Source organism: Herbaspirillum chlorophenolicum (genome assembly GCF_001189955.1).
Lineage (GTDB): Bacteria > Pseudomonadota > Gammaproteobacteria > Burkholderiales > Burkholderiaceae_D > Herbaspirillum > Herbaspirillum chlorophenolicum.
Genome location: NZ_LFLT01000022.1, coordinates 13,199 through 34,928, shown reverse-complemented (window position 1 = coordinate 34,928; position 21,730 = coordinate 13,199). Strand labels below are relative to the sequence as shown.

Annotated in this window: 21 protein-coding genes; 12 read left to right on the top strand and 9 right to left on the bottom strand. The window is 62.4% G+C overall.

Translation table 11 applies throughout. The features are described from left to right. Positions 1–88: 88 nt before the first annotated feature. Positions 89–967 (bottom strand): PCC domain-containing protein, encoded by an 879-nt coding sequence (locus AKL28_RS14355; protein ID WP_050468845.1) that lies wholly within the window; start codon positions 965–967, stop codon positions 89–91. Between the two features lie 200 nt (positions 968–1,167). Then, on the bottom strand, positions 1,168–1,464 hold the full coding sequence (locus AKL28_RS14350) for a YciI-like protein (RefSeq protein WP_050468844.1): 297 nt from the start codon (positions 1,462–1,464) through the stop codon (positions 1,168–1,170). A gap of 275 nt (positions 1,465–1,739) precedes the next feature. On the opposite strand from AKL28_RS14350, the gene bla reads away from it, so the two are divergent. Beyond that, a complete protein-coding gene (gene bla, locus AKL28_RS14345) occupies positions 1,740–2,636 on the top strand; it encodes a class A beta-lactamase (protein WP_050468843.1) in 897 nt (298 codons plus the stop codon). 87 nt (positions 2,637–2,723) lie between these two features. Here the strand turns inward: bla and AKL28_RS14340 are convergent, their stop codons facing one another. After that, positions 2,724–4,064 (bottom strand): MFS transporter, encoded by a 1,341-nt coding sequence (locus AKL28_RS14340; protein WP_050468842.1) that lies wholly within the window; start codon positions 4,062–4,064, stop codon positions 2,724–2,726. 154 nt (positions 4,065–4,218) lie between these two features. On the opposite strand from AKL28_RS14340, the gene cyoA reads away from it, so the two are divergent. The 11 genes from cyoA to AKL28_RS14285 all read left to right on the top strand — a co-directional run bounded on the left by cyoA (position 4,219) and on the right by AKL28_RS14285 (position 15,967). After that, positions 4,219–5,148 carry a ubiquinol oxidase subunit II gene (cyoA, locus tag AKL28_RS14335; RefSeq protein WP_050468883.1) on the top strand — a complete coding sequence of 310 codons (930 nt, stop codon included), beginning with the start codon at positions 4,219–4,221 and terminating at the stop codon, positions 5,146–5,148. Positions 5,149–5,226: 78 nt separating this feature from the next. Continuing rightward, the gene (gene cyoB / locus AKL28_RS14330) at positions 5,227–7,230 is read left to right on the top strand and encodes a cytochrome o ubiquinol oxidase subunit I (RefSeq protein WP_050468841.1); all 2,004 of its coding nucleotides are present in this window, start codon (positions 5,227–5,229) and stop codon (positions 7,228–7,230) included. Then, positions 7,223–7,849, top strand: a complete 627-nt coding sequence (gene cyoC / locus AKL28_RS14325; protein WP_050468840.1) for a cytochrome o ubiquinol oxidase subunit III — start codon at positions 7,223–7,225, stop codon at positions 7,847–7,849. The genes cyoB and cyoC overlap by 8 nt, the downstream gene beginning before the upstream one ends. Continuing rightward, positions 7,846–8,325 (top strand): cytochrome o ubiquinol oxidase subunit IV, encoded by a 480-nt coding sequence (gene cyoD / locus AKL28_RS14320; protein ID WP_050468839.1) that lies wholly within the window; start codon positions 7,846–7,848, stop codon positions 8,323–8,325. Before cyoC ends, cyoD begins: the two co-directional genes overlap by 4 nt. Continuing rightward, on the top strand, positions 8,322–9,188 hold the full coding sequence (locus tag AKL28_RS14315) for an SURF1 family protein (protein ID WP_050468838.1): 867 nt from the start codon (positions 8,322–8,324) through the stop codon (positions 9,186–9,188). The genes cyoD and AKL28_RS14315 overlap by 4 nt, the downstream gene beginning before the upstream one ends. Further along, entirely contained in the window at positions 9,172–10,542 is a 1,371-nt protein-coding gene (locus tag AKL28_RS14310; protein ID WP_050468837.1) for an ATP-binding protein, read from the top strand. The genes AKL28_RS14315 and AKL28_RS14310 overlap by 17 nt, the downstream gene beginning before the upstream one ends. 157 nt (positions 10,543–10,699) lie before the next feature. Further along, the gene (locus AKL28_RS14305; protein WP_050468836.1) at positions 10,700–11,236 is read left to right on the top strand and encodes a response regulator transcription factor; all 537 of its coding nucleotides are present in this window, start codon (positions 10,700–10,702) and stop codon (positions 11,234–11,236) included. A gap of 172 nt (positions 11,237–11,408) precedes the next feature. Further along, on the top strand, positions 11,409–12,593 hold the full coding sequence (locus AKL28_RS14300) for an ABC transporter substrate-binding protein (RefSeq protein WP_050468882.1): 1,185 nt from the start codon (positions 11,409–11,411) through the stop codon (positions 12,591–12,593). Between the two features lie 43 nt (positions 12,594–12,636). Then, positions 12,637–14,529 (top strand): ABC transporter permease, encoded by a 1,893-nt coding sequence (locus tag AKL28_RS14295; RefSeq protein ID WP_050468835.1) that lies wholly within the window; start codon positions 12,637–12,639, stop codon positions 14,527–14,529. Beyond that, positions 14,526–15,302 (top strand): ABC transporter ATP-binding protein, encoded by a 777-nt coding sequence (locus tag AKL28_RS14290; protein ID WP_050468834.1) that lies wholly within the window; start codon positions 14,526–14,528, stop codon positions 15,300–15,302. The genes AKL28_RS14295 and AKL28_RS14290 overlap by 4 nt, the downstream gene beginning before the upstream one ends. After that, on the top strand, positions 15,299–15,967 hold the full coding sequence (locus AKL28_RS14285; protein ID WP_050468833.1) for an ABC transporter ATP-binding protein: 669 nt from the start codon (positions 15,299–15,301) through the stop codon (positions 15,965–15,967). The genes AKL28_RS14290 and AKL28_RS14285 overlap by 4 nt, the downstream gene beginning before the upstream one ends. Before the next feature lie 20 nt (positions 15,968–15,987). Here AKL28_RS14285 and AKL28_RS14280 read toward each other — a convergent pair whose 3' ends face one another. The 6 genes from AKL28_RS14280 to AKL28_RS14255 form a co-directional block, all read right to left on the bottom strand. Next, the gene (locus tag AKL28_RS14280; RefSeq protein ID WP_050468832.1) at positions 15,988–16,665 is read right to left on the bottom strand and encodes a nucleotidyl transferase AbiEii/AbiGii toxin family protein; all 678 of its coding nucleotides are present in this window, start codon (positions 16,663–16,665) and stop codon (positions 15,988–15,990) included. After that, a complete protein-coding gene (locus AKL28_RS14275) occupies positions 16,665–17,144 on the bottom strand; it encodes a helix-turn-helix domain-containing protein (RefSeq protein WP_156226348.1) in 480 nt (159 codons plus the stop codon). The genes AKL28_RS14280 and AKL28_RS14275 overlap by 1 nt, the downstream gene beginning before the upstream one ends. A gap of 149 nt (positions 17,145–17,293) precedes the next feature. Continuing rightward, the gene (gene bioD / locus AKL28_RS14270; RefSeq protein WP_050468830.1) at positions 17,294–17,989 is read right to left on the bottom strand and encodes a dethiobiotin synthase; all 696 of its coding nucleotides are present in this window, start codon (positions 17,987–17,989) and stop codon (positions 17,294–17,296) included. Continuing rightward, positions 17,986–19,320, bottom strand: coding sequence for an adenosylmethionine--8-amino-7-oxononanoate transaminase (bioA, locus tag AKL28_RS14265; RefSeq protein ID WP_050468829.1), 1,335 nt, complete (start codon positions 19,318–19,320; stop codon positions 17,986–17,988). The genes bioD and bioA overlap by 4 nt, the downstream gene beginning before the upstream one ends. Further along, the gene (bioF, locus tag AKL28_RS14260; RefSeq protein WP_050468828.1) at positions 19,317–20,498 is read right to left on the bottom strand and encodes an 8-amino-7-oxononanoate synthase; all 1,182 of its coding nucleotides are present in this window, start codon (positions 20,496–20,498) and stop codon (positions 19,317–19,319) included. The genes bioA and bioF overlap by 4 nt, the downstream gene beginning before the upstream one ends. Further along, on the bottom strand, positions 20,495–21,724 hold the full coding sequence (locus AKL28_RS14255; protein ID WP_231602438.1) for a cytochrome P450: 1,230 nt from the start codon (positions 21,722–21,724) through the stop codon (positions 20,495–20,497). The genes bioF and AKL28_RS14255 overlap by 4 nt, the downstream gene beginning before the upstream one ends. Positions 21,725–21,730: the final 6 nt, after the last annotated feature.

Below are 21,730 nucleotides of genomic sequence, written 5' to 3'. Positions count from 1 at the left end.
TAGTAGAGGGGGAAAGTGCGCCGGCCGGCTGGATCGCGGCCGGCGCAACTTGTGGAACGCCGCCTGTCTTCGTGACGGCGGCGTTTTTTTATTGTTCTTCAATCACCAGTTCGAAACAGATCAGCACCGGATTGCGGCCGCGTGCCAGTACGCCTTCGCATACTTTGCCTTCGGGATTGATCAGCGCAATGTCCAGCGTCGCGCGCAAGCCTTGCGGGCCGTTCCGGACTTCGCCCGAGCGTACCAGGATCTCGGTGGCGCGATCTTCCAGCACACGGCCGTCTTCGAAATCGGCGCCGATGATGCTGCCGACGCTGCCGCGGATGACGGCATTGTCGATGCCGTGGGAACGGCAGACGTCCTCGATGGCCGTGGTCAGGTCTTCATCCGGACGGATGCGGGCCAGGATGATGCGCTTGCCCTGGACGGTGTGCGTCCGCTCTTCCAGGCGGGTGGGGTGGAAGAGCGTGAAATTGGTTTCCGGGTCGTACTTGGTTGCCATGGTGGCGTCATGCACGCCCCAGGCTTGCGCCTGGCAGGCTTCGGCCACGATGGTCTGGTCCATCAGCATATGGCCGCCCTGGCGCTCGCCGTCGCTGCCGCGCCAGACGGCATGGCAATGCACGAAGGGCGCGCCGTCCTTGCGGCCGTAGGTGGCGCAGGCGAATTCGATGACCGTGCCTTCTTCGATGGAATAGGGGGCGCTGTAGAACGCGGCATGCTGGTCGTCCACCGCCAGTGCCGGCATGAGGAAATGGTGCGGTGTTACCTTCAGGTTTTCAAAGCGCACGGTGCCGCCGGCGATGCCGGCTTCGTCCAGCGGAATGCTCATGGCATCGCGCAGCGTGCGTCCCGGTTCCAGCGTGAAAGTCTTGTGCATGGCGCCGCCTTCCAGGCTGACGATGCGTACCGGGTCGGGCTTGCCGGGATGGCGGGCGGTGCGGGCGAATTGCTGGCTTGGGGGCATTGCGGGTCTCCTTAGGCGTCTGGTTCCGATCACGGCTTGGGCAATGTGTGCCTGGCCGTTGTGTATTCAGTAGACGATGTCTGGCGCTTATTATCCCGTTTTCCCCCGCGGCTTGCAGGTGAATGTTTTTAACCGGCTGTGATGAAATGGCATCGACATTGCCGGCGTGTGAAAAGCGAATGCCGACGACAGGGAGGTGTTCAGAGCGGGTTGGGAACCAGCTCAGGAATGCCGACCACCGTGGCCCAAGGCTTGACTTGCCAGCGTGTCACCAGGCCGTGCCGGACATAAGGATCGGCAGCGGCAAAGGCTTCGGCATGGGTGGCCGAACCGCTGAACAGCAGCAGGCCGCTTTCGGGAGGATCGCCGACGGCGCCGCCGGCCGCCAGTTCGCCGCGTGCTACGGCTTCTTTACACAATGCGAGGTGTTCGTTGCGATGGGCGGGGCGGCGCTCGAGATAGTCCGGGACGAAATCGTACATGAGCAGATAGTGCATGGTTGGCCTAGAAGCGGAGAGTAGGGAGGGGCAATATAGCACCAGCCAGCCACGCCGGCAGGCGCGATATTTTTACGCTCGCACCCTTGAGTTTTTGCATCCGGTTCCCATGTTGGACGCCAGGTTGTTCCCGCCACGCAGGCCTCTGCCAATATGAAATTTTCATGACAGGCCGGAACCATTTTCCCTGCGGGGCGACTGATACAGATTGCCCTCGCGAACGGCATGCAGCGACGCTGACAGCGAGGCGGCATGTAAAGAATAAAGAGACAGTCATGACTCCATCGCCAAACCGCCGCACCCTGATGATTGCCGGCGGCCTCTCTACTTTGCTGGGCGGTTGCGCGCTGATTCGCGAGCGTCCTGACAACCGGGCTGTGATTGCGCAGAAATTGGCCGAACTGGAAAAACAATCCGGTGGACGTTTGGGCGTCATGGCCATCGATAACATTGGCGGTGCATCGTCCGACCGTATCGGCTATCGCGAGACCGAGCGTTTCCCGTTTTGCAGCACCTTCAAACTCATCCTGGTCAGCGCCATTCTTAACCGCAGCCTGGAAGACAGTACTCTGCTGCAACGCCGTGTGCGTTATGACGCGGCCGATCTGGTGGCCTATTCGCCGGTGACGGAGAAGGCCGTCGGCGCAGGTTTGTCCGTTAGCGGCTTATGTGCCGCAGCATTGCAATATAGCGACAATACCGCCGGCAATCTGCTGATTCGCGAGTTGGGCGGGATCGGTGCGGTCAACGAATACGCGCGCAATATCGGCGATGAAAGCTTCCGGCTGGACCGCATGGAAACCGAGATCAACAGCGCCGTACCCGGGGACGACCGCGATACCACCACGCCACTGGCGATGGCCCAGAGTTTGCAGCGCCTGGTGTTGGGGGAGATATTGCCGCCTCTGCAGCGCCGCATGCTGGTCGATTGGATGCGCGGCAATACCACCGGCGGTACCCGTATCCGTTCAGCCATGCCATCCGATTGGGTAATCGCCGACAAGACCGGCGGCGGCGATTACGGCACGACCAATGATGTCGCGGTCATCTGGCCGGGCAGTGAGTCGCCGGTCATATTGGCCATCTACTTTACCCAGACCGTTCAGGATGCGCCGCCGCGCAATGACGTCGTGGCTACCGCCGCGCGCATTATTGGCGAGCACTTCATCTGAGTTCATGCGGAAAAAATAAAACCCGGAAGCGAACTTCCGGGTTTTTTCGTTGCTGAAGCAGTCCAGCTTCGTGGCAGCATCAGTACATCAGTCTTCCTTTGCTTCCAGCGCCCGGTTCAGGCTCAGGGCCGCCAGCGAGCCGACCGCGCCCGACAGCAAGTAGAAGCTCACGTAGGCCAGACCGAAGTGCGCCGACAGGCCCAGCGCCACCAGCGGTGCGAAACCGGCGCCCACCAGCCAGGCCAGGTCTTGCGTCAGCGCGGCGCCGGTGTAGCGATACTTCTTCTGGAAATTGGCCGTCACGGCGCCGGCAGCCTGGCCATAAGACAAGCCCAGCAATGCGAAGCCCACCAGGATAAAGATGTTCTGGCCGTATTCGCCGCCATTCATCAGGGTCGGCACGAAGGCGGAAAGGATGGCGATCAGCAGTGCCATCGAGCCCAGCACGGTGCGGCGACCGAAGCGGTCGGCGATCAGGCCCGAGGCGACGATGCCCAGCGCCATGATGACGGCACCGATGATCTGCGTGATCAGGAAATCGTCCATGGCCCGCAACGAGTACAGCCGGGCCCAGGACAGCGGGAACACCGTCACCAGGTGGAACAGCGCGTAGCTGGCCAGTGCGGCGAGGGCGCCGATGATGATGTTGCGGCCCTGGGTGCGGGACAGTTCGACCACGCCGGCGGGTTCCAGCTCGCGCTCGTCGAGCAGCTTGGCGTATTCCGGTGTGGAAACAAGGCGCAGGCGTGCGAACAATGCAACAACATTAATCGCAAAAGCCACGTAAAAAGGATAGCGCCAGCCCCAATCCAGGAAATCTTCCGTGGTAAGATCCGCAAGCATGTAGGCAAACAGGCTCGCCGCGATGATGAATCCGATCGGTGCGCCAAGCTGGCCGAGGGCTGCATACCATCCGCGCTTGTTCTGAGGAGCGTTCATCGCCAGCAAGGATGGCAACCCGTCCCAGGCGCCGCCCAGAGCGACGCCCTGTCCGACCCGCAACAAGGACAGCAGGATGATGGCCCACACGCCTATGTGTTCATAAGTTGGCAGCAAAGCAATACCCGCCGTTGAAAAACCAAGCAGGAATAGCGCCAGCGTCAGTTTCACTTCTCTTCCGTATGCCCGCTGGATCGCCATGAATATCACTGTGCCGATAGGCCGGGCAAGGAACGCGAACGCGAAGATCACGAAAGCGTAAAGCGTACCTTCCAGCCTATTTTCGAAAGGAAAGAAAATGGCCGGAAACACCAGCACGGATGCCAGCGCATATACGAAGAAGTCAAAATACTCGGATGCTCGTCCTATCACCACGCCGACAGCGATTTCACCTGGCTCGATGTGCCCATGACTATGGGTTGCGGGGGGGACGTTGGATTGCGGCCGGAACTCGCTGGAACCTTGACCGTTGTGGATGCTGCTTGCCATGGCTTTGTCTCCCACTGTTAGAGGTTTAGTCGCAGTACGAAATCCCATCCCGGCGGGTGCTGCATGACGGGGTGGGACAAAACGTCCAATCGCCAACACACTTTATTGCCGTTACATTAGCATGCTCTGCTACATACGACTGGACTTTTCCTCCATGGTTTCTCAAATACTCCGTCGCGGATTGCTCCTCCTGCCCGCAGTTCTGTTGGCTGGATGCAACACCGTAGTGATGAATCCGTCCGGCGATATCGCCTCCCAACAGGGACGCCTGATCGTCATTTCCACCATCCTGATGCTCCTGATCATCGTCCCGGTGATCGCGCTGACCGTGCTGTTCGCATGGCGCTACCGCAAGGGCAACACCTCCGCACCGTACGAGCCTGAGTGGGATCACTCGACCCGCCTGGAACTGGTTATCTGGGGCGCGCCGCTGCTGATCATCATCGCGCTGGGCCTGCTGACCTGGATCACCACGCACACGCTGGACCCGTACCGTCCGCTGTCGCGCCTGGATGCGGAGCGTCCGATCCCGCCGGAAACCAAGACCCTGACGGTCGAAGTGGTGGCGCTGGACTGGAAGTGGCTGTTCATCTATCCGGAGCAGGGCATCGCCACCGTGAACGAGCTGGCCGCGCCGGTCGATACGCCGATCCAGTTCAAGATCACCGCATCGAACGTGATGAATTCCTTCTTCATTCCCGCCCTGGCAGGCCAGATCTACGCGATGCCGGGCATGGAAACCAAGCTGCATGCGGTCATCAACAAGGCCGGCGAATACGAAGGCTTCTCGGCCAACTACAGCGGCGCGGGCTTCTCGCACATGCGCTTCAAGTTCCACGGCCTGGACCAGCAAGGCTTTGACGACTGGGTCAAGAAGGCCAAGTCCGAGTCCGGCGCCATGAAGCGTGCCGACTACCTGCAACTGGAAAAGCCCAGCGAGCGTGAACCTGCCCGCCTGTTCGGCAACGTTGATGCCGGCCTGTTCCATGCGATCGTCAATCGCTGCGTCGAGCCCAATTCGGTCTGCATGGACAAGATGATGTCCGCCGACCTGAACGTGAAGCCTGGCCAAAAGCATGAATGACCGTTCCGAGCGCAGTAGCTGTATTGGTGCAGCAGTCTCCGGCTGCGCCGTATTTTCCTTTTTCCCCGGGAAGTAAAGATGTCTGACAATTTTGACCTGACAAAGCTGATTTTCGGTCGCCTCAGTCTGGAAGCGATTCCATACCACGAGCCGATCCTGATTGGCACCTTCGCCGCAGTCGCCCTGGGCGGTATCGTGCTGCTGGCGCTGTTGACCAAGTACCGCCTGTGGGGCGTGCTGTGGCGCGACTGGTTCACCAGCATCGACCACAAGCGCATCGGCATCATGTACATCGTGCTGGCCATCGTCATGCTGCTGCGCGGCTTCTCCGACGCCATCATGATGCGCGCCCAGCAAGCCGTCGCCTTCGGCGACAATCCGGGCTTCCTGCCGCCGCACCACTACGACCAGATCTTCACCGCCCACGGCGTGATCATGATCTTCTTCGTGGCGATGCCGCTGGTCACCGGTCTGATGAACTATGTCGTGCCCCTGCAGATCGGCGCGCGCGACGTGGCATTCCCGTTCCTCAACAACTTCAGCTTCTGGATGACCACCTTCGGCGCGCTGCTGGTGATGGCATCCCTGTTCGTCGGCGAGTTCGCACGAACCGGCTGGCTGGCTTATCCGCCGCTGTCGGGTATCCTGTATAGCCCGGATGTCGGGGTCGACTACTACATCTGGGCATTGCAGGTGGCCGGGGTAGGGACGCTGCTATCGGGGGTCAACTTGCTGGTTACCATCGTCAAGATGCGCGCCCCCGGCATGAACATGATGAAGATGCCCGTCTTCACCTGGACCTCCCTGTGTACCAACGTGCTGATCGTGGCCGCTTTCCCGGTCCTGACCGCCGTACTGGCCATGCTCTCGCTGGACCGCGTCTTTGGCACCAACTTCTTCACCAACGACATGGGCGGCAACGCCATGATGTACGTGAACCTGATCTGGATCTGGGGCCACCCCGAGGTCTACATCCTGATCCTGCCGGCGTTCGGCGTTTTCTCCGAAATCGTCTCGACCTTCAGCGGCAAGCGCCTGTTCGGCTACACCTCCATGGTGTACGCGACCGTCGTGATCACCATCCTGTCGTACCTGGTGTGGCTGCACCACTTCTTCACCATGGGTTCAGGAGCGAGCGTCAACTCGTTCTTCGGCATCACCACGATGATCATCTCGATCCCGACCGGGGCCAAGATCTTCAACTGGCTGTTCACCATGTACCGCGGCCGCATCCGCTTTGAAGTCCCCATGCTGTGGACCATCGGCTTCATGATCACCTTCGTGATCGGCGGCATGACCGGCGTGCTGCTGGCCGTTCCCCCGGCCGACTTCGTGCTGCACAACAGCCTGTTCCTGATCGCCCACTTCCACAACGTGATCATTGGCGGCGTGGTGTTCGGCATGTTCGCCGGCATCAACTTCTGGTTCCCGAAGGCCTTCGGCTTCAAGCTCAACGATTTCTGGGGCCGCTGCTCGTTCTGGTTCTGGCTGGTCGGTTTCTACCTGGCCTTCATGCCGCTGTACGTACTGGGCCTGATGGGCGTGACCCGCCGCGTAAGCCACTTCGACGATCCGTCGCTGCAAATCTGGTTCGTGGTCGCCGCGATTGGCGCAGGCCTGATCGCCCTGGGCATCGCTTCGTTCATCATCCAGATCTACGTGTCCATCCGCGACCGCAAGCAGCTGGCAGATGTCACCGGCGACCCATGGGGCGGCCGTACGCTGGAATGGTCGACATCGTCGCCGCCGCCGGCCTACAACTTCGCGTTCACCCCAGTCGTGCATGACAACGACGCCTGGGCCGACATGAAGAAGCACGACTACAAGCGCCCGCTGGGTGACTTTGTCGAGATCCACATGCCGAAGAACACCGGCGCCGGCTTCATCATCGCGGCACTGGCGGCAGCTTTCGGTTTCGCCATGATCTGGCAGATGTGGTTGCCGGCAGTGGCTGCCTTCATCGCCGTGGTGGTAGCGACTATCGTCCACACCTTTAATTACAACCGCGACTACTACATCCCGGCCGACGAAGTCGTCCGTGTCGAAGCAGAGCGCACTCGCCTGTTGAATAGCCATGTCTGAAGCCATGAACCCTACGGCCGACGCGACGCCAAGCTCGCGTTTCTGGACCCGCCATCACCATCCGGAAAACGGTACCCTGCTGGGTTTCTGGGTCTACCTGATGAGCGATTGCCTCATCTTCGCCTGCCTGTTTGCGTGCTACGCCGTTCTCGGCCGCAACTATGCAGGCGGCCCGACCGGCGCCGAACTGTTCGACTTGCCGCTGGTAGCGCTGAACACCGCGCTGCTGCTGCTGTCGTCGATCACCTACGGTTTCGCCATGCTGGCGATGCAAGCCAAGAAACAGCAGAACACGCTGGTCTGGCTGGCCATCACCGGCCTCCTGGGCGCAGGCTTCATCTACTTCGAACTGTATGAGTTCCTGCACCTGATCCACGAAGGCGCCGGCCCGACCCGAAGCGGTTTCCTGACCTCGTTCTTCGCGCTGGTCGGCACCCACGGCCTGCACGTCTCCTTCGGCATCATCTGGCTGATCGTGCTGATGTTCCAGGTCAACAAGCATGGCCTGACCCCGGAAAACGGCCGCCGCCTGATGTGCCTGTCGATGTTCTGGCACTTCCTGGACGTGGTCTGGATCGGCGTCTTCACCTTTGTTTACCTGATGGGAGTCCTGCCATGAGCCGCGGCCACCAAGAACACCCGGCCCGCCCGATGGGCCAGCACGACGACCACCACGGCCACGACGATCACGGCGCCCATGCTTCGCATGGTTCGATGAAGGACTATGTCACCGGCTTCGTGCTGGCGGTCATCCTGACTGCCATCCCGTTCTGGCTGGTGATGGGCAAGAAGATCGAAAGCCCGAGCAGCATGGCTATCGTGCTGCTGGCCTTCGCTGCCGTGCAGATCGTGGTGCACATCAAGTATTTCCTGCACATGAACGGCAAGGCCGAAGGCGGCTGGAACATGCTGTCGATGATCTTTACCATCGTCATCGTCGGCATTACGCTGGCAGGTTCGCTGTGGGTCATGTACCACTTGAACCACAACATGATGCCGCACCTGTCGCCGGAGAACATGCCTAACGAAACCGTGCCGCAATCGATGCAGCAAAGCATGCCCGGCATGCAACACGAGATGCAGCAAGCGAAATGAGCCAAACGCCACGCAAACGCGTGACGCAAGGTATCGAAACGGGGCGTGCGCAAGCCGCCCCGACATCCCGCTCAAAAGCCAGCCTGATTTTCCTGGCGCTTTGTGCGGGATTTTTCTTTATAGCCTTCGTCGCGCTCGGAACCTGGCAGGTCTACCGCCTGCAATGGAAGCTGGCGCTGATCGCCAAGGTCGATGCGCGCGTGCACGCAGCGCCGGTGCCGGCGCCCGGGCGTGACCTGTGGCCGCAAATCTCGTCGGATGCCGATGAATACCGCCGCGTCAGCTTGAGCGGCCGCTTCCTGTACAGCAAGACCACTGCCGTCCAGGCCAGCACCGACCTTGGCAGCGGCTCCTGGCTGTTGACCCCGCTGCAGACCGCCGACGGCGACCTGGTGCTGGTCAATCGCGGCTTTGTCGGTACCGCGCCGATCAAGCTAATTGCCAGCACCGCGCAGGATGGCCCCAGCGAGCAGCAGGTCGAGGTGGTGGGCCTGATGCGCATGAGCGAGAAGGGCGGCGGTTTCCTGCGCAGCAACGAGCCGGAGCAGAGCCGCTGGTATTCGCGCGATGTGCAGGCAATCGCTGTCGCGCGCGGCCTGCCGCCGGACCGTGTGGCGCCTTACTTCGTCGATGCCGACCGCGCATCGTCGCAAGCCAATGCCGCCAGTGCCCCCGATGCCGAAAAACCGGTCGGCGGTCTGACCGTGATCGCCTTCCACAACAGCCACCTGGTCTATGCGCTGACCTGGTATGCGCTGGCGCTGATGATCGCAGGTGCAGGCTTCTGGGTGGTGCGCGATGAACGCCGCCGCGCCGGCCTCGCACGACTCGGCCAGGAAAAGAAAGATGACGTCCGGTACTGAGGCCACAGGGGCAGGCAAGCCCAGGACGCTCAAGGAGCGTTGGCAGCGCCTGAGGCAGGGGCAGGAAAACCCGGCCGGCCATCAGAACATGCTGCTGCTGATCCAGCTGCGCTGGCTGGCGGTGCTGGGTCAGATCTCCACCGTCGCTTTCGTGGCGCTGGTGTTCGATATCCACCTGCCGCTGCCGCACATGCTGGAGGTGCTGTCCTGCCTGATCGCCTTCAACATCGCCAGCCACCTGCGCTGGCATGAGCGCCGCACGGTCGCCAATGCCGAACTGTTCCTGGCCTTGCTGGTGGATGTGGCGGCGCTGACGTTCCAGTTGTACCTCTCCGGCGGCATCACCAATCCGTTCGCCTTCCTCTACCTGATGCAGATCATCCTCTCGGCGGTGTTGTTGCGGCCGTGGTCGAGCTGGGCCATCGTCGGCATCACCCTGGGTTGCCTGGCCGGGCTGGCGTTGTTCTCCGAACCGCTGGCGCTGCCGCCCGACCACAGCAACGGCCTGTTCAGCCTGTATGTGGAAGGCACGCTGATCTGCTTCCTGCTCAATGCCGGACTGATGGTGTTCTTCATCACCCGCATCAACAGCAACCTGCGCGCCGGCGATGCCATGCTGGCCGACTTGCGCCAACGCGCCGCCGAAGAGGACCACATCGTCCGGATGGGCCTCCTGGCCTCCGGCGCGGCGCATGAACTGGGGACGCCGCTGTCGACCTTGTCGGTGATCCTGGGCGACTGGCGCCGCATGCCGGAAATCAGCCAGCGCGAGGAACTGCTGGACGACATCAGCGAGATGGAAGCGCAACTGCAGCGCTGCAAGGCCATCGTCAGCGGCGTGCTGCTGTCGGCCGGCGAAGCGCGCGGCGAATCATCGGTCAAGACCACGCTCAACACTTTCCTCGACAGCGTGGCCGAAGACTGGCGCAAATCGCGGCCGATTGAGGTATTTGAGTACCACAACCTGATCGAACAGGATGTACCGGTGGTGTTCGACTCGGCCATCAAGCAGATGCTGGGCAACGTGCTGGACAATGCCTTCGAGGTATCGCCCGGCTGGATTTCGCTGCTGGTAAAGCGGGAAGGGGATCTGCTGCAGATGGAAGTCAGCGATCGCGGAACCGGTTTTCCTGAATGGATGCTCAGCCAGCTCGGCAAACCTTACCAGTCGACCAAAGGCAAGCCGGGCCGGGGGCTGGGATTATTTTTCGTGGTCAACGTCGCCCGCAAGCTGGGCGGACGGGTGGCCGCCAGCAACCGCGAAACCGGCGGCGCCAAGGTGACGCTCACGCTGCCGCTGTCGGCGATCAGTCTGGAAGATGCGCCGGATTCACCTGATCAATCCCCGTCCTGACAGAAAACGATGCAGCTTGTTGAGCGGGCGCAAAAGCCAAGCTGCGGCCGTTTGACGCCAATCAATTCCTATTTCATGCCTTGGTATAGGTGCCGAAACCCGATCTCGCCATACAATAGCGGGTTAGGAAAGTAGAAAGAAATATGGGAATTGCAACATGACGGCTGAGCGCCTGCTTCTGATCATCGAGGATGATGCCGCCTTTGCCCGCACCTTGAGCCGCTCGTTCGAGCGCCGCGGCTACACGGTGCTGCAAGCCTCCAACCAGGAGGAGGCCGCGGTCCATCTGCGGAGCCACAATCCAGGCTATGCCGTGGTCGACCTCAAACTCTCCGGCAATGCCTCGGGCCTGGCCTGCGTGCAGATGCTGCACGCCCACGATGAGGCCATGCTGATCGTGGTGCTGACCGGCTTCGCCAGTATCACCACCGCCGTGGAAGCCATCAAGCTGGGAGCTTGCCAGTACCTGGCCAAACCTTCCAATACTGACGACATCGAAGCCGCCTTCGGCCATGTGGCCGGCATGGCGGAATTGGAGTTGCCGGGACGCGCAACGTCGATCAAAACCCTGGAATGGGAACGCATCCACGAAATGCTGGTGGAAACCGACTTCAATATCTCCGAAACCGCTCGCCGGCTCGGCATGCACCGCCGCACCCTGGCGCGCAAGCTGGAAAAGCAGCGCATCAAATAAGCCGCCGGCATGGTGCCAAGCCTGATCGTGCGACAACGGTTATGATTACGCCGCAACGCCGCGCGGGCCAATCCGCTGCACGTCTTTGCAGCGCCGCGGCAGGACAGCAATGACCTCTGAAGGGAATAACGTGACACATCGCATCGGCTTTCTCAAACCGCTCAAACACAGTATCCTGTTGGCCGCCGGGGCCGCCATCCTTGCCATCTCCGCTGGCGCGCAGGCGCAAGCCACCATCAAGATCGGCGAGATCAACAGCTACAAGGCGCAGCCGGCTTTCCTCGAACCCTACCGCCGCGGCTGGGAGATGGCGCTCGATGAGGTCAATGCCGCCGGTGGCGTGCTGGGCAAGAAGCTGGAAGTGATCGCACGCGACGACAACGGCAATCCCGGCGACTCGGTACGCATTGCCGAAGAACTGATGGCGCGCGAGCGCGTGGCGCTGCTGTTCGGCGGTTTCCTCTCCAACACGGGCCTGGCGCTGACCGACTATGCGAAGCAGCACAAGGTGTTCTTCCTCGCCGCCGAGCCGCTGACCGACAAGATCGTCTGGCAGAACGGCAACAAATACACCTACCGCCTGCGTCCCTCCACCTACATGCTGGTGGCCTCGGTGGTCAAGGAAGCGGCCAAGCTGAAGAAAAAACGCTGGGCCATCGTCTACCCCAACTACGAATACGGCCAGTCGGCCGCAGCCAGCTTCAAGGCGCTGATGAAGCAGGCGCAACCCGACGTGGAGTTCGTCGCCGAGCAGGCGCCGCCGCTGGGCAAGATCGACGCAGGCTCGGTCACCCAGGCGCTGGCCGATGCCAAGCCTGACGCCATCTTCAATGCGCTGTTCGCAGCCGACCTCGGCAAGTTCGTGCGCGAAGGCAATACCCGCGGCCTGTTCGATGGCGTGGAAGTGGTCTCGCTGCTGACCGGCGAGCCGGAATACCTCGACCCGCTCAAGGGCGAAGCGCCGGTGAACTGGATCGTCACCGGTTATCCCTGGTATGCGATCAATACGCCCGAGCACAAGAAGTTCGTCGATGCCTACCGCAAGAAATTCAACGACTACCCGCGCAACGGTTCGCTGGTCGGCTATGCCGCGCTGATGTCGATCGCCGCCGGGATCAAGAAGGCCGGCAGCACCGACGCCGACAAGCTGGCCGCCGCCTTCTCCGGCCTGAAGGTTGATACCCCGGTGGCGCCCATCGTCTACCGTGCACAGGACCACCAGTCCACGCTGGGAGCCTTCGTCGGCCGCACCGGCGTCAAGGAGGGGAAGGGCATCATGACCAGCTTCACCTACGTCGACGGCGCTGCGCTGCAATTGCCGGATGCCGAAGTGAAGAAGCTGCGTCCGGCCGATTGACCGCGGTTTCGATGATGGTCCTCATCCGGCAGGCGCTGCGCCCATGACGCTTGCCAGCCTCACCGTCCAACTGGTCAACGGCCTGGCCGACGCCTCCGCGATGTTCCTGGTGGCGGCCGGCCTGTCGCTGATCTTTGGCGTCACGCGCATCGTCAACTTCGCGCACGGCTCCTTCTACATGCTGGGCATCTACATCGCCTACACCCTGGTCGACGCCATCGGCGCCAGCGCCGGCGGCTTCTGGAGCGCCGTGCTGCTGTCGGCGTTCGCCGTGGCCGTCATCGGCGCGGTAGTCGAGATCCTTATCCTGCGCCGCATCTATCGCGCGCCCGAACTGTTCCAGCTGTTGGCCACGTTCGCCCTGGTGCTGGTGATCAAGGATGCCGCGCTCTGGACCTGGGGCCCGGAAGACCTGTTCGCGCCGCGCGCGCCGGGCCTGGAAGGCGCGGTGCATCTGCTGGGCCGCCGCCTGCCGCAATACGACTTGCTGCTGATCTTCATCGGGCCTCTGGTGTTCGGCCTGCTGTGGCTCCTGACCAACCGTACGCGCTGGGGCACGCTGATCCGCGCCGCCACCCAGGACCGTGAAATGCTGGGTGCGCTGGGCGTGAACCAATCCTGGCTGTTCACGGCCGTGTTCGCGCTGGGCTGCTTCCTGGCCGGCCTGGGCGGTGCGCTGCAGGGGCCGCGCATTCCCGCCAACCTGGCGCTGGACCTGGACACCATCGGCAACACCTTCGTGGTGGTGGTGGTCGGCGGCATGGGATCGATCGGCGGCGCTTTCGCGGCAGCCTTGCTGATCGCCGAGGTCAAGGCGCTGTGCATCGCGTTGGGCAACGTCTCGCTGTTCGACATCGAGTTTTCCTTGTCGCGCCTGACGCTGGTGGTGGAATTCCTGGTGATGGCGCTGATACTGGTCGTGCGGCCGTGGGGCCTGTTTGGCAAACCGCTGGCGGCTGCGCGCAGTGGCGCCGGGCATGAATTGCCGCTGCGTCCGGCAAGCATCGCCGCCCGCTGGACGGGCATTGCATTGTTCGCGCTGTTGCTGGCCTTGCCGCTGCTGGCCGAGCGCTTTCCCTACCTGCCGGTGCTGATGGTGGAAATCCTGGTGGCCGTGCTGTTCGCTGCCAGCCTGCACTTCATCATGGGACCGGGCGGCATGGCGTCGTTCGGACACGCGGCTTACTTCGGCCTGGGTGCTTACGGCGCCGCGCTGCTGGCCTTGAAGCTGCAATGGCCGATGGCTGCCGCATTCGTCGCCGGGCCGCTGGTGGCGATGCTGGGCGCGCTGCTGTTCGGCTGGTTCTGCGTGCGCTTGTCGGGCGTCTATCTGGCCATGCTGACGCTGGCCTTCGCCCAGATCGTCTGGGCCGTGATCTTCCAGTGGGACGACTTCACCGGCGGCAGCAATGGCCTGGTCGGCATTCGGCCGATGGAGGCCTTGGCGTCTCCCGTCGCTTATTACTATCTGGCGCTGGTGTGCGCCGCGGCCGGGGTCTGGCTGCTGCGCCGCGTGGTGTATGCGCCGTTCGGGCTGGCGCTGCGCGCCGCGCGCGATTCTGCCGTGCGCGCCGAAGCGCTGGGCATAGCCGTCAAGCGCGTGCAGTGGCTGGGCTTCGCCGTAGCCGGCTTGTTCTGCGGACTGGCCGGGGTGCTGTTCGCCTTTTCCAAAGGGAGTATTTCCCCCGAAGTGGCCGGCATCAACCGCTCGGTCGATGGCCTGGTGATGGTGATGCTGGGCGGCGTGCAAAGCCTGCTCGGCCCGCTGGCCGGCGCCTCGCTGTTCACCTGGCTGCAGGATGTGGTAGCGCGCGAAACGGATTACTGGCGCGCCTTGCTGGGCCTGATCATCCTTGCACTGGTGCTGCTGTTCCCCGGCGGCGTGGCGGGCCTGCTGCGGCGCTTTGAACGCCGCTCGGAGGAGACCGCGCCATGAGCCTGCTGCAGGTTAGCCATCTCTCCAAGGCCTTCGGCGGCGTGCAGGCGCTCGACGATGTGTCGTTCGAACTGCCGGCTGGCCAGTTGCTGGCGCTGATCGGCCCCAACGGCGCCGGCAAGTCCACTTGCTTCAACATCATCAACGGCCAGCACAAGCCGGATGGCGGCGCCGTACTGCTGGATGGGCAAGACATCGCCGGCCTCGGCCCGCGCCGCATTTCGCGGCGCGGCGTGGGGCGGACCTTCCAGGTCTCGGCCGCCTTCCATTCGATGACGGTGCTGGAAAATGTCCAGGCCGCCTTGCTGTCGCACCACCGCAAGCTCGGCCAGTTGTGGCGCCCGGCCGCTCGCTATTACCGCGACGAGGCGATGCAACTGCTGCAGCAGGTCGGCATGGCGTCACAGGCAGAGCGCGCCTGCGGCGTGCTGGCCTATGGCGACATCAAGCGCGTCGAGCTGGCCATGGCCTTGTCCAGCCAGCCGCGCCTGCTGCTGATGGACGAGCCGACCGCCGGCATGGCCGCACATGAACGCAACGAACTGATGGCGCTCACGCGGCGGTTTGTCAGCGAACGCGGCATCTCGGTGCTGTTTACCGAACACAGCATGGACGTGGTGTTCGCCTTCGCCGACCGCATCATCGTGCTGGCACGCGGCAGGCTCATCGCCGACGGCGTCGCCGCCGACATCCGCCGTGACGCGCAGGTGCGCGAAGTCTATTTCGGCTCCGGCAGCACTTTTGAAGACAAGCCAGAGGAGGGCGAGGCATGAGCGCGCCGCTGCTCGACGCCGAAGGGCTCAACGCCTTCTATGGCCGCGCCCACATCCTGTTCGACCTGAAACTGGAGGTCGGGCGCGGTGAGGTGGTAGCGTTGATGGGGCCTAATGGCGCCGGCAAGTCGACCACCTTGAAGGCGCTGATGGGCTTGCTGGAAGGTACGCAAGGCAAGGTGGCTTTTGATGGCCGCGACATCTCGCGCCTGCCGCCCTACAAGCGGGCGCGCCTGGGGCTGGGTTTCGTTCCGGAAGACCGCCGCGTATTCACCGAACTGAGCGTCATGGAAAACCTGGAGGCCGGTCGCCAGCCGCCGCGCCCCGGGGCGACAACATGGACGCCGGATGCGCTGTTCGAGATTTTCCCCAACCTCGGGGCCATGCCCAAACGCCTTGGCGGCCAGATGAGCGGCGGCGAACAGCAGATGCTGACCATCGCCCGCACGCTGATGGGCAACCCGCACCTGCTGCTGCTGGACGAACCGTCGGAAGGCGTGGCGCCGGTGATCGTGGAGCAGATGGCAGCCATGATCGTCAAGCTCAAGCGAGCCGGCATGGCAGTCTTGCTGTGCGAGCAGAACGTCCACTTTGCACGCATGGTCAGCGACCGCGCTTATCAGCTCGACCACGGCCGCATCGTCCGTGAGGGCGGGCTCGACTAGAGGAACCTCAGAGCAAGCTGCTAAGGCTTCGTGTGCTTAGTCTGGTCTTCGACATACTTCGCCGCTGCGTCCAACTGGTAGCGCACGACCTCCAGTACGTAATCGAACGTGGGGGTATAGGAGAGCGTCTCGATCGCGTCGAACTGCGCACGCAGGCTCGTGAGATCGCTGTCCAGCGCTGTCTTGATCGGGGCGATGTAGCGAATCAGGAATTCGCTCGCCTGCAATAGCTCTTCCGGCTCTTTTTCCGCCACCAGAGCAAAGTCGAACATGTCGCGCGCCAACAGGCGATTACCACGGTGGTAGAACTTCTTGGCCACGATCTCGGCGGCGGTCTCCACGTGCACGACCATGCCGAATATCTCTTCGTCGACATAGGGCCTTTCTGTGAGATTCGGCGATGCAACGAAGTCGATCTCACCATCGGGCAAGTACAGCTTAATGAAGCCGTTGGCCTCATCGTAGTGCATGGTCATGTCTTCGGCGACCTCGCTCAAGCGTGGATTCACATAGTTCAGCGCCTGGGGATCCGGCACGAAGATGTCGATGTCCTTGCTGAGGCGGTGCTGATACTTGCGCATCAGTACTGTCCCTCCGCCAAACGTCCAGTAGAGGTGCTTGGTACCACGAGTCTGAATCTCGTTGACCAGACGCAATGCGTTTTGGAAAAGCCCTTCCCAAGTCTTTTCGTTGGCCATTACCAAACTGCCCTATGTGCATGAAGATTTTTTGCCATGGTTGAAACGTGTTTCAACACGGTCTTCGCCGGCGTGTTGGTCTCAACCGAGGCTTCGTGGATCGCACTGACGACCAACTGCAGTGGCGTCTCATCCAGCAGCGTCATCACGTGAGGTTTGAAGTCATCTGGGATTACACCTGACTTCAAAATATTCTTCAGCACGTCGGATGTGAGGATTTTCTTGTAGCTGGTGCTGGCGGTCTGCGCAGCCATCTTCAGCGCCGACGACTTCTTCGCCTTGGTCTTTGCATCTAGACTCAAACCGAGGATACCAAGCAGATGGTTCAGCTTCGTATAGCCGAGATCTTCCAGCGCCCCACTTTCCAGTTGGTTCACAGTAGTGCGCGACAGGCCCGACAGCTTTGCAAGCTGTGCCTGGCTGATCCCAAGGGCCTTCCGCTTATCGTGGACGTGCATACCTACTTCGCGTAGTTGCATAATGGCATCCCTCTGCAATAATGTTCAATTAACTGAACATTATTATGGCGAATCCATTGAAAATTTCAAGTGCGACCTTGTGTTGCTCGATGCAAAATCGATACTCGCAGGCGAAAGAGAGGAAATATTTGCTGGCTTCTAGCAATTGATCAGTTCAGACCCGAAGACTGGAGCGCGGCCAGGTCGAGCAGGCCCGATGCCTTGGCGGCATCCATGCCATCGCGCCAAGGGAGACTGCCCAGCATCGGCGCGTCGATGCGTTGCTGCAGGCTTGCGATCATCGAACTGGCCTGGCTTTCTTGCGGATCGATGGCATTGGCCACCCAGCCGGCCAGGCGCAAGCCTTTACCGGCGATGGCTTGCCGCGTCAGCAAGGCATGGTTGATGCACCCCAGCCGTATTCCCACCACCAGGATCACCGGCAGGCCCAACCGGGCTGCAAGATCGTCGCTATTGGCGCTTGCATTGAGCGGCACCACAAAGCCACCAGCACCTTCGACAACGACCACATCCGCCACGTGCCGGATCTCCCGGTAGCAGCATTCGATATGTTCCAGATCAATATGTATTCCCTCGGTCTGCGCCGCGATATGCGGGGCGGTCGCTTCTTTCATCAGGTAAGGGTTGATCGTGGCAATGGGAAGTTCGACGTTGGCCTGGGCGCGCAGTGTCTCGACGTCTTCATTGCGCCAGTCTTCGCCATCCCGGAATGCGCCTGAGGCGACCGGCTTCATGCCGGCCACCTTGAACCCGCGTTGCGCGAAAAGACGAATCAGCGCTGCCGATACCAAGGTTTTTCCCACGCCGGTGTCGGTACCGGTGATGAAAAATCCCGCCGCATTCATGCCGCCTCCATTACCGCATCGAAGGTGCGTTGGATCCGCTCGGCCAGCCACGCGGCGTCTTGCCGATCCAGGATGTAAGGCGGCATCAGGTAGATGGTGTTGCCTATCGGCCGCAGCAGCAGTTCGTTGCGCGCCGCTTCGGCGGAAAAGCGACGCGGGAAATCGGCCTTGTCCGGGTGGCCGTCAATCACGGCATCGCAAGCCCAGATCATGCCGGTCTGGCGGAAATTGGCGATACGCGGATCGTGCGCCATCGGCTGCAGCGCTTCGGCCATCGCTGCGGCGAACACGCGGTTGCGGGCCAGGACATCGTCGTCTTCGAAGATAGAGAGCACTTCAAGCGCAGCCCGGCAGGCCAGCGGATTGCCAGTATAAGAATGGGAGTGCAAAAAGCCTTTGCGTACATCGTCGTCATAGAAGGCGCGATAGATGTCATCGCGCGTCATGACCAGCGACAACGGCAGATAGCCGCCGCTGATGCCTTTGGACAGGCAAAGAAAATCCGGCCAGATGCCGGCCTGCTCGCAGGCGAAGAAGCTGCCGGTGCGTCCGCAGCCGACCGCGATTTCATCGGCGATCATATGTACCGCGTAGGCATCGCACAGCCGGCGCACGCCGGCCAGATAATCGGCGCCATGCATGGCCATGCCGCTGGCGCATTGCACCAGCGGTTCAACGATGACGGCAGCGATATGGCCCTGGCGTTCTTGCAGCAGACGTTCCAGGCTGGCCAGCGCGGCATCCGATGCGCTTTCGCCGGGCCGGGCGAGGCGCGCATCGGGCGAGGCGGCGACATGCGATGCCCGCAGCAGGCCTTCATAAGGTTCGCGGAACAGGGGCGTGTCGGTGACGCCGAGTGCGCCCAATGTCTCGCCGTGATAGCCCCCTTGCAGGCAAATGAATTCCCGCTTGTTGCTGTCTCCCGCATTGCGCCAGGCATGCGCGCTCATCTTCAAGGCGATTTCGACGGCCGAAGCGCCGTCGGAAGCGAAAAAGCAATGGCCCAGCGCGTGGCCGGTCAAGGCCGACAGTTTTTCCGACAAGTCCACCACCGGCTCATGGGTGAAACCTGCCAGCATCGCATGCTCAAGCCGGTCGAGCTGGTCCTTCAAGGCGTTGTTGATGCGCGCGTTGGTGTGGCCGAACAGGTTGACCCACCATGAACTGATCGCATCGAAATAGCGGCGGCCGTCCGCATCGTGGAGCCAGGCGCCGTGGGCGTGCGCGACCGCGATCGGCGGGCTGGTTTCATGGTGCCGCATCTGGGTGCACGGATGCCAGACGCTGCGCAGGCTGCGCGCGACCAGGTCATGGGAGCGGGCGCCGCTCATGGCGCATCTCCAGCCAGCGCCGAGGCGGCGTACAGCAATGCATCCGTCAGTTGTTCCAGATGTTCGTTGGTGTGCGCGGCGGACAGGCTGATCCTCAGGCGCGCGGTTCCCTTCGGCACGGTCGGCGGGCAGATCGCCGGCACCCAGATGCCACGGCCGCGCAGATGGTCCATCAAGCCACGGGCTTTCTGGTTGTCGCCGACGATCAGCGGCTGGATCGCCGTCGAGGACGGCAACAGTTTCCACGGCAACGGCGCCAGGCGCTGCCTGAGATAGGCGGCGCCTTCGCGCAGGCGTTCCCGCCGCCATTCGTCGCGGCCAATGATGGCGAGGCTGGCGGACACCGCCGACGCCATCATGGCTGGATTGGCAGTGGTGAACATATAGGTCCGGGCGCGCTGCATCAGCCACTCGACCAGGTCGGCGTGCCCGGCCACGAAGGCGCCGGCGACACCGGCCGCCTTGCCCAGCGTGCCCATGTAGACCAGGCAATCCGACTGCAGGCCGAAGTGTTGCAGGCTGCCGCGCCCTTGCGGCCCCAGCACGCCGAAACCGTGAGCGTCATCCACCAGCAGCCAGGCGCCGTGGCGCTCGCACAGCGCTGTTAGCGCCGCCAGCGGCGCGATGTCGCCATCCATGCTGAAGACGGCATCGGTGATGACCAGCTTGCGCGGGCTCCGGCACTTGGCCAGCAGATGTTCCAGCCGCGCGATGTCGTTATGCGGATAGACACTGAACTCGGCGCGCGACAGCCGGGCGCCGTCGATCAGCGAGGCGTGGCTGAGCCGGTCGAGGAAGACCGCATCGCCGGCGCCCACCAGCGCGGTGATGGCGCCGATGTTGGCCATGTAGCCATTGGAAAAATACAAGGCGCGCGGCATGCCGACGAAATCGGCCAATTCCCGCTCAAGCGTTTCATGCGCCTGGGCGTGGCCGGAAATGAGCGCCGATGCGGCTGCACCGACGCCATAGCGCTGCGCCGCAGAGATCGTGGCATCGACGATCCCGGGATGGCTGGCCAGGCCGAGATAGTCATTGCTGCAAAACGACAGGTACTTTACGCCGTCGGCTTCCAGGATCGGCCTCTGGGGGCCGTCGACCACGCGCCGGGTGCGGCGCAGGCTCTGGGCCGACAATTCGGACAGGGATTGGTGGAAGTGAAGGTGATGTGAGGTCAATGGATGCTCTCGTATGTTGCTCGCCGTGGCGACATGGACGGCAGGTGGCAAGTGAGGGAAAACCGCTCAAGCGCGCGATAGGCGGAATTGTTTTGCCAGGACAGGCCGGCGGAGCCCAGCGTCATGTCGGGCATGGCTCGCAGCAGTGCACCAAAGGCAATCTCCGCTTCCATGCAACTGAGCGCGGCGCCGATGCAGACGTGGGGACCATGGCCGAACGCGAGGTGGTTGCCTTCGTCGCGGGCAATATCGAAGCGGTGCGGATCGGTGAAGCGTTCAGGGTCGTAGTTGGCAGCGCCGATATGCAAGATCGCCAGTTCGCCTTTGCGCAGCGTCTTGCCGCGCAGTTCGATATCGGCCACCAGCCGGCGGCCGGTGTATTGCACCGGGCTGTCATAGCGCAGCATTTCCCGGATGGCATTGCGCAGCAGTTGCGGCGACGCCTTCAGCCTGGCCCATTGCTCCGGATGCCGCAGCAGCGCCAGCAAGCCGTTGCCGAGCAGGTTGCGGGTCGTTTCATAGCCGGCGAAGAGCAGGGTGCAGCATTGCGCCAGGGCCTCGATGCGGGACAGGCGATGCTCCTGTTGCGCCAGCATGATGCGCCCCAGCAGGTCGTCGCCTGGGGTATCTGCGCGTGCCGCCATTTCATCCTGGAAGAAGGCGGTCATGCAGGCGAGCGCTTCCTGCGCGCGCCGGGCTTGTTCGACGGTAGGCGTCGGGCTGCCGATGAATGCGGCCAGGTCGGCCGCCCATCCAACGAAGCCGGCCGGCTGGCTGGATGTGACTCCCATCATGCGGGCGATCACCAGCGCCGGCAGCGGGCGGGCGAAACTCTCGACGAAATCGAATGCGACATGGCGCAGCCCGTCGCCGCTTGCCGTCGCCTTCGCGCATAGCGCGGAAATCAACTCCGCGGCGATGCCCGCAATGGCGGGCGCCAACGACTGCAAATCGTTCGGCTTGAACCCGATATTGACGATGGTGCGCAGCCGGCGATGGGCGCGGCCATCGACAAACAGCAAGGAACGCGAGAACACGCGCTTGAACTGGTCCAGCCCGGAATCCCTTGCTGTGCGAGACAAGCCTCCCATGGACGGCGCGACCGTGCTGTTGATCCAGCGGGCCGCGCGCCGTACCGAGAACCTCGGATCGCGCAAGGCGGCGGCGACATCGGCATAGCTTCTGATGATCCAGGCACCGCCACAAAATTCCTCGCTCCATTCCACGGGCGC

What these genes read in the sequence shown, in the direction of transcription:
- bioD (WP_050468830.1), bottom strand. Translation starts at nt 17,989, where the DNA reads ATGAATGCGGCGGGATTTTTCATCACCGGTACCGACACCGGCGTGGGA.
- AKL28_RS14315 (WP_050468838.1), top strand. Translation starts at nt 8,322, where the DNA reads ATGAGCCAAACGCCACGCAAACGCGTGACGCAAGGTATCGAAACGGGG.
- AKL28_RS14350 (WP_050468844.1), bottom strand. Translation starts at nt 1,464, where the DNA reads ATGCACTATCTGCTCATGTACGATTTCGTCCCGGACTATCTCGAGCGC.
- AKL28_RS14295 (WP_050468835.1), top strand. Translation starts at nt 12,637, where the DNA reads ATGACGCTTGCCAGCCTCACCGTCCAACTGGTCAACGGCCTGGCCGAC.
- cyoA (WP_050468883.1), top strand. Translation starts at nt 4,219, where the DNA reads ATGGTTTCTCAAATACTCCGTCGCGGATTGCTCCTCCTGCCCGCAGTT.
- bla (WP_050468843.1), top strand. Translation starts at nt 1,740, where the DNA reads ATGACTCCATCGCCAAACCGCCGCACCCTGATGATTGCCGGCGGCCTC.
- cyoD (WP_050468839.1), top strand. Translation starts at nt 7,846, where the DNA reads ATGAGCCGCGGCCACCAAGAACACCCGGCCCGCCCGATGGGCCAGCAC.
- cyoB (WP_050468841.1), top strand. Translation starts at nt 5,227, where the DNA reads ATGTCTGACAATTTTGACCTGACAAAGCTGATTTTCGGTCGCCTCAGT.
- AKL28_RS14310 (WP_050468837.1), top strand. Translation starts at nt 9,172, where the DNA reads ATGACGTCCGGTACTGAGGCCACAGGGGCAGGCAAGCCCAGGACGCTC.
- AKL28_RS14280 (WP_050468832.1), bottom strand. Translation starts at nt 16,665, where the DNA reads ATGGCCAACGAAAAGACTTGGGAAGGGCTTTTCCAAAACGCATTGCGT.
- AKL28_RS14355 (WP_050468845.1), bottom strand. Translation starts at nt 967, where the DNA reads ATGCCCCCAAGCCAGCAATTCGCCCGCACCGCCCGCCATCCCGGCAAG.
- bioA (WP_050468829.1), bottom strand. Translation starts at nt 19,320, where the DNA reads ATGAGCGGCGCCCGCTCCCATGACCTGGTCGCGCGCAGCCTGCGCAGC.
- cyoC (WP_050468840.1), top strand. Translation starts at nt 7,223, where the DNA reads ATGTCTGAAGCCATGAACCCTACGGCCGACGCGACGCCAAGCTCGCGT.
- AKL28_RS14305 (WP_050468836.1), top strand. Translation starts at nt 10,700, where the DNA reads ATGACGGCTGAGCGCCTGCTTCTGATCATCGAGGATGATGCCGCCTTT.
- AKL28_RS14285 (WP_050468833.1), top strand. Translation starts at nt 15,299, where the DNA reads ATGAGCGCGCCGCTGCTCGACGCCGAAGGGCTCAACGCCTTCTATGGC.
- AKL28_RS14290 (WP_050468834.1), top strand. Translation starts at nt 14,526, where the DNA reads ATGAGCCTGCTGCAGGTTAGCCATCTCTCCAAGGCCTTCGGCGGCGTG.
- AKL28_RS14275 (WP_156226348.1), bottom strand. Translation starts at nt 17,144, where the DNA reads ATGCAACTACGCGAAGTAGGTATGCACGTCCACGATAAGCGGAAGGCC.
- AKL28_RS14340 (WP_050468842.1), bottom strand. Translation starts at nt 4,064, where the DNA reads ATGGCAAGCAGCATCCACAACGGTCAAGGTTCCAGCGAGTTCCGGCCG.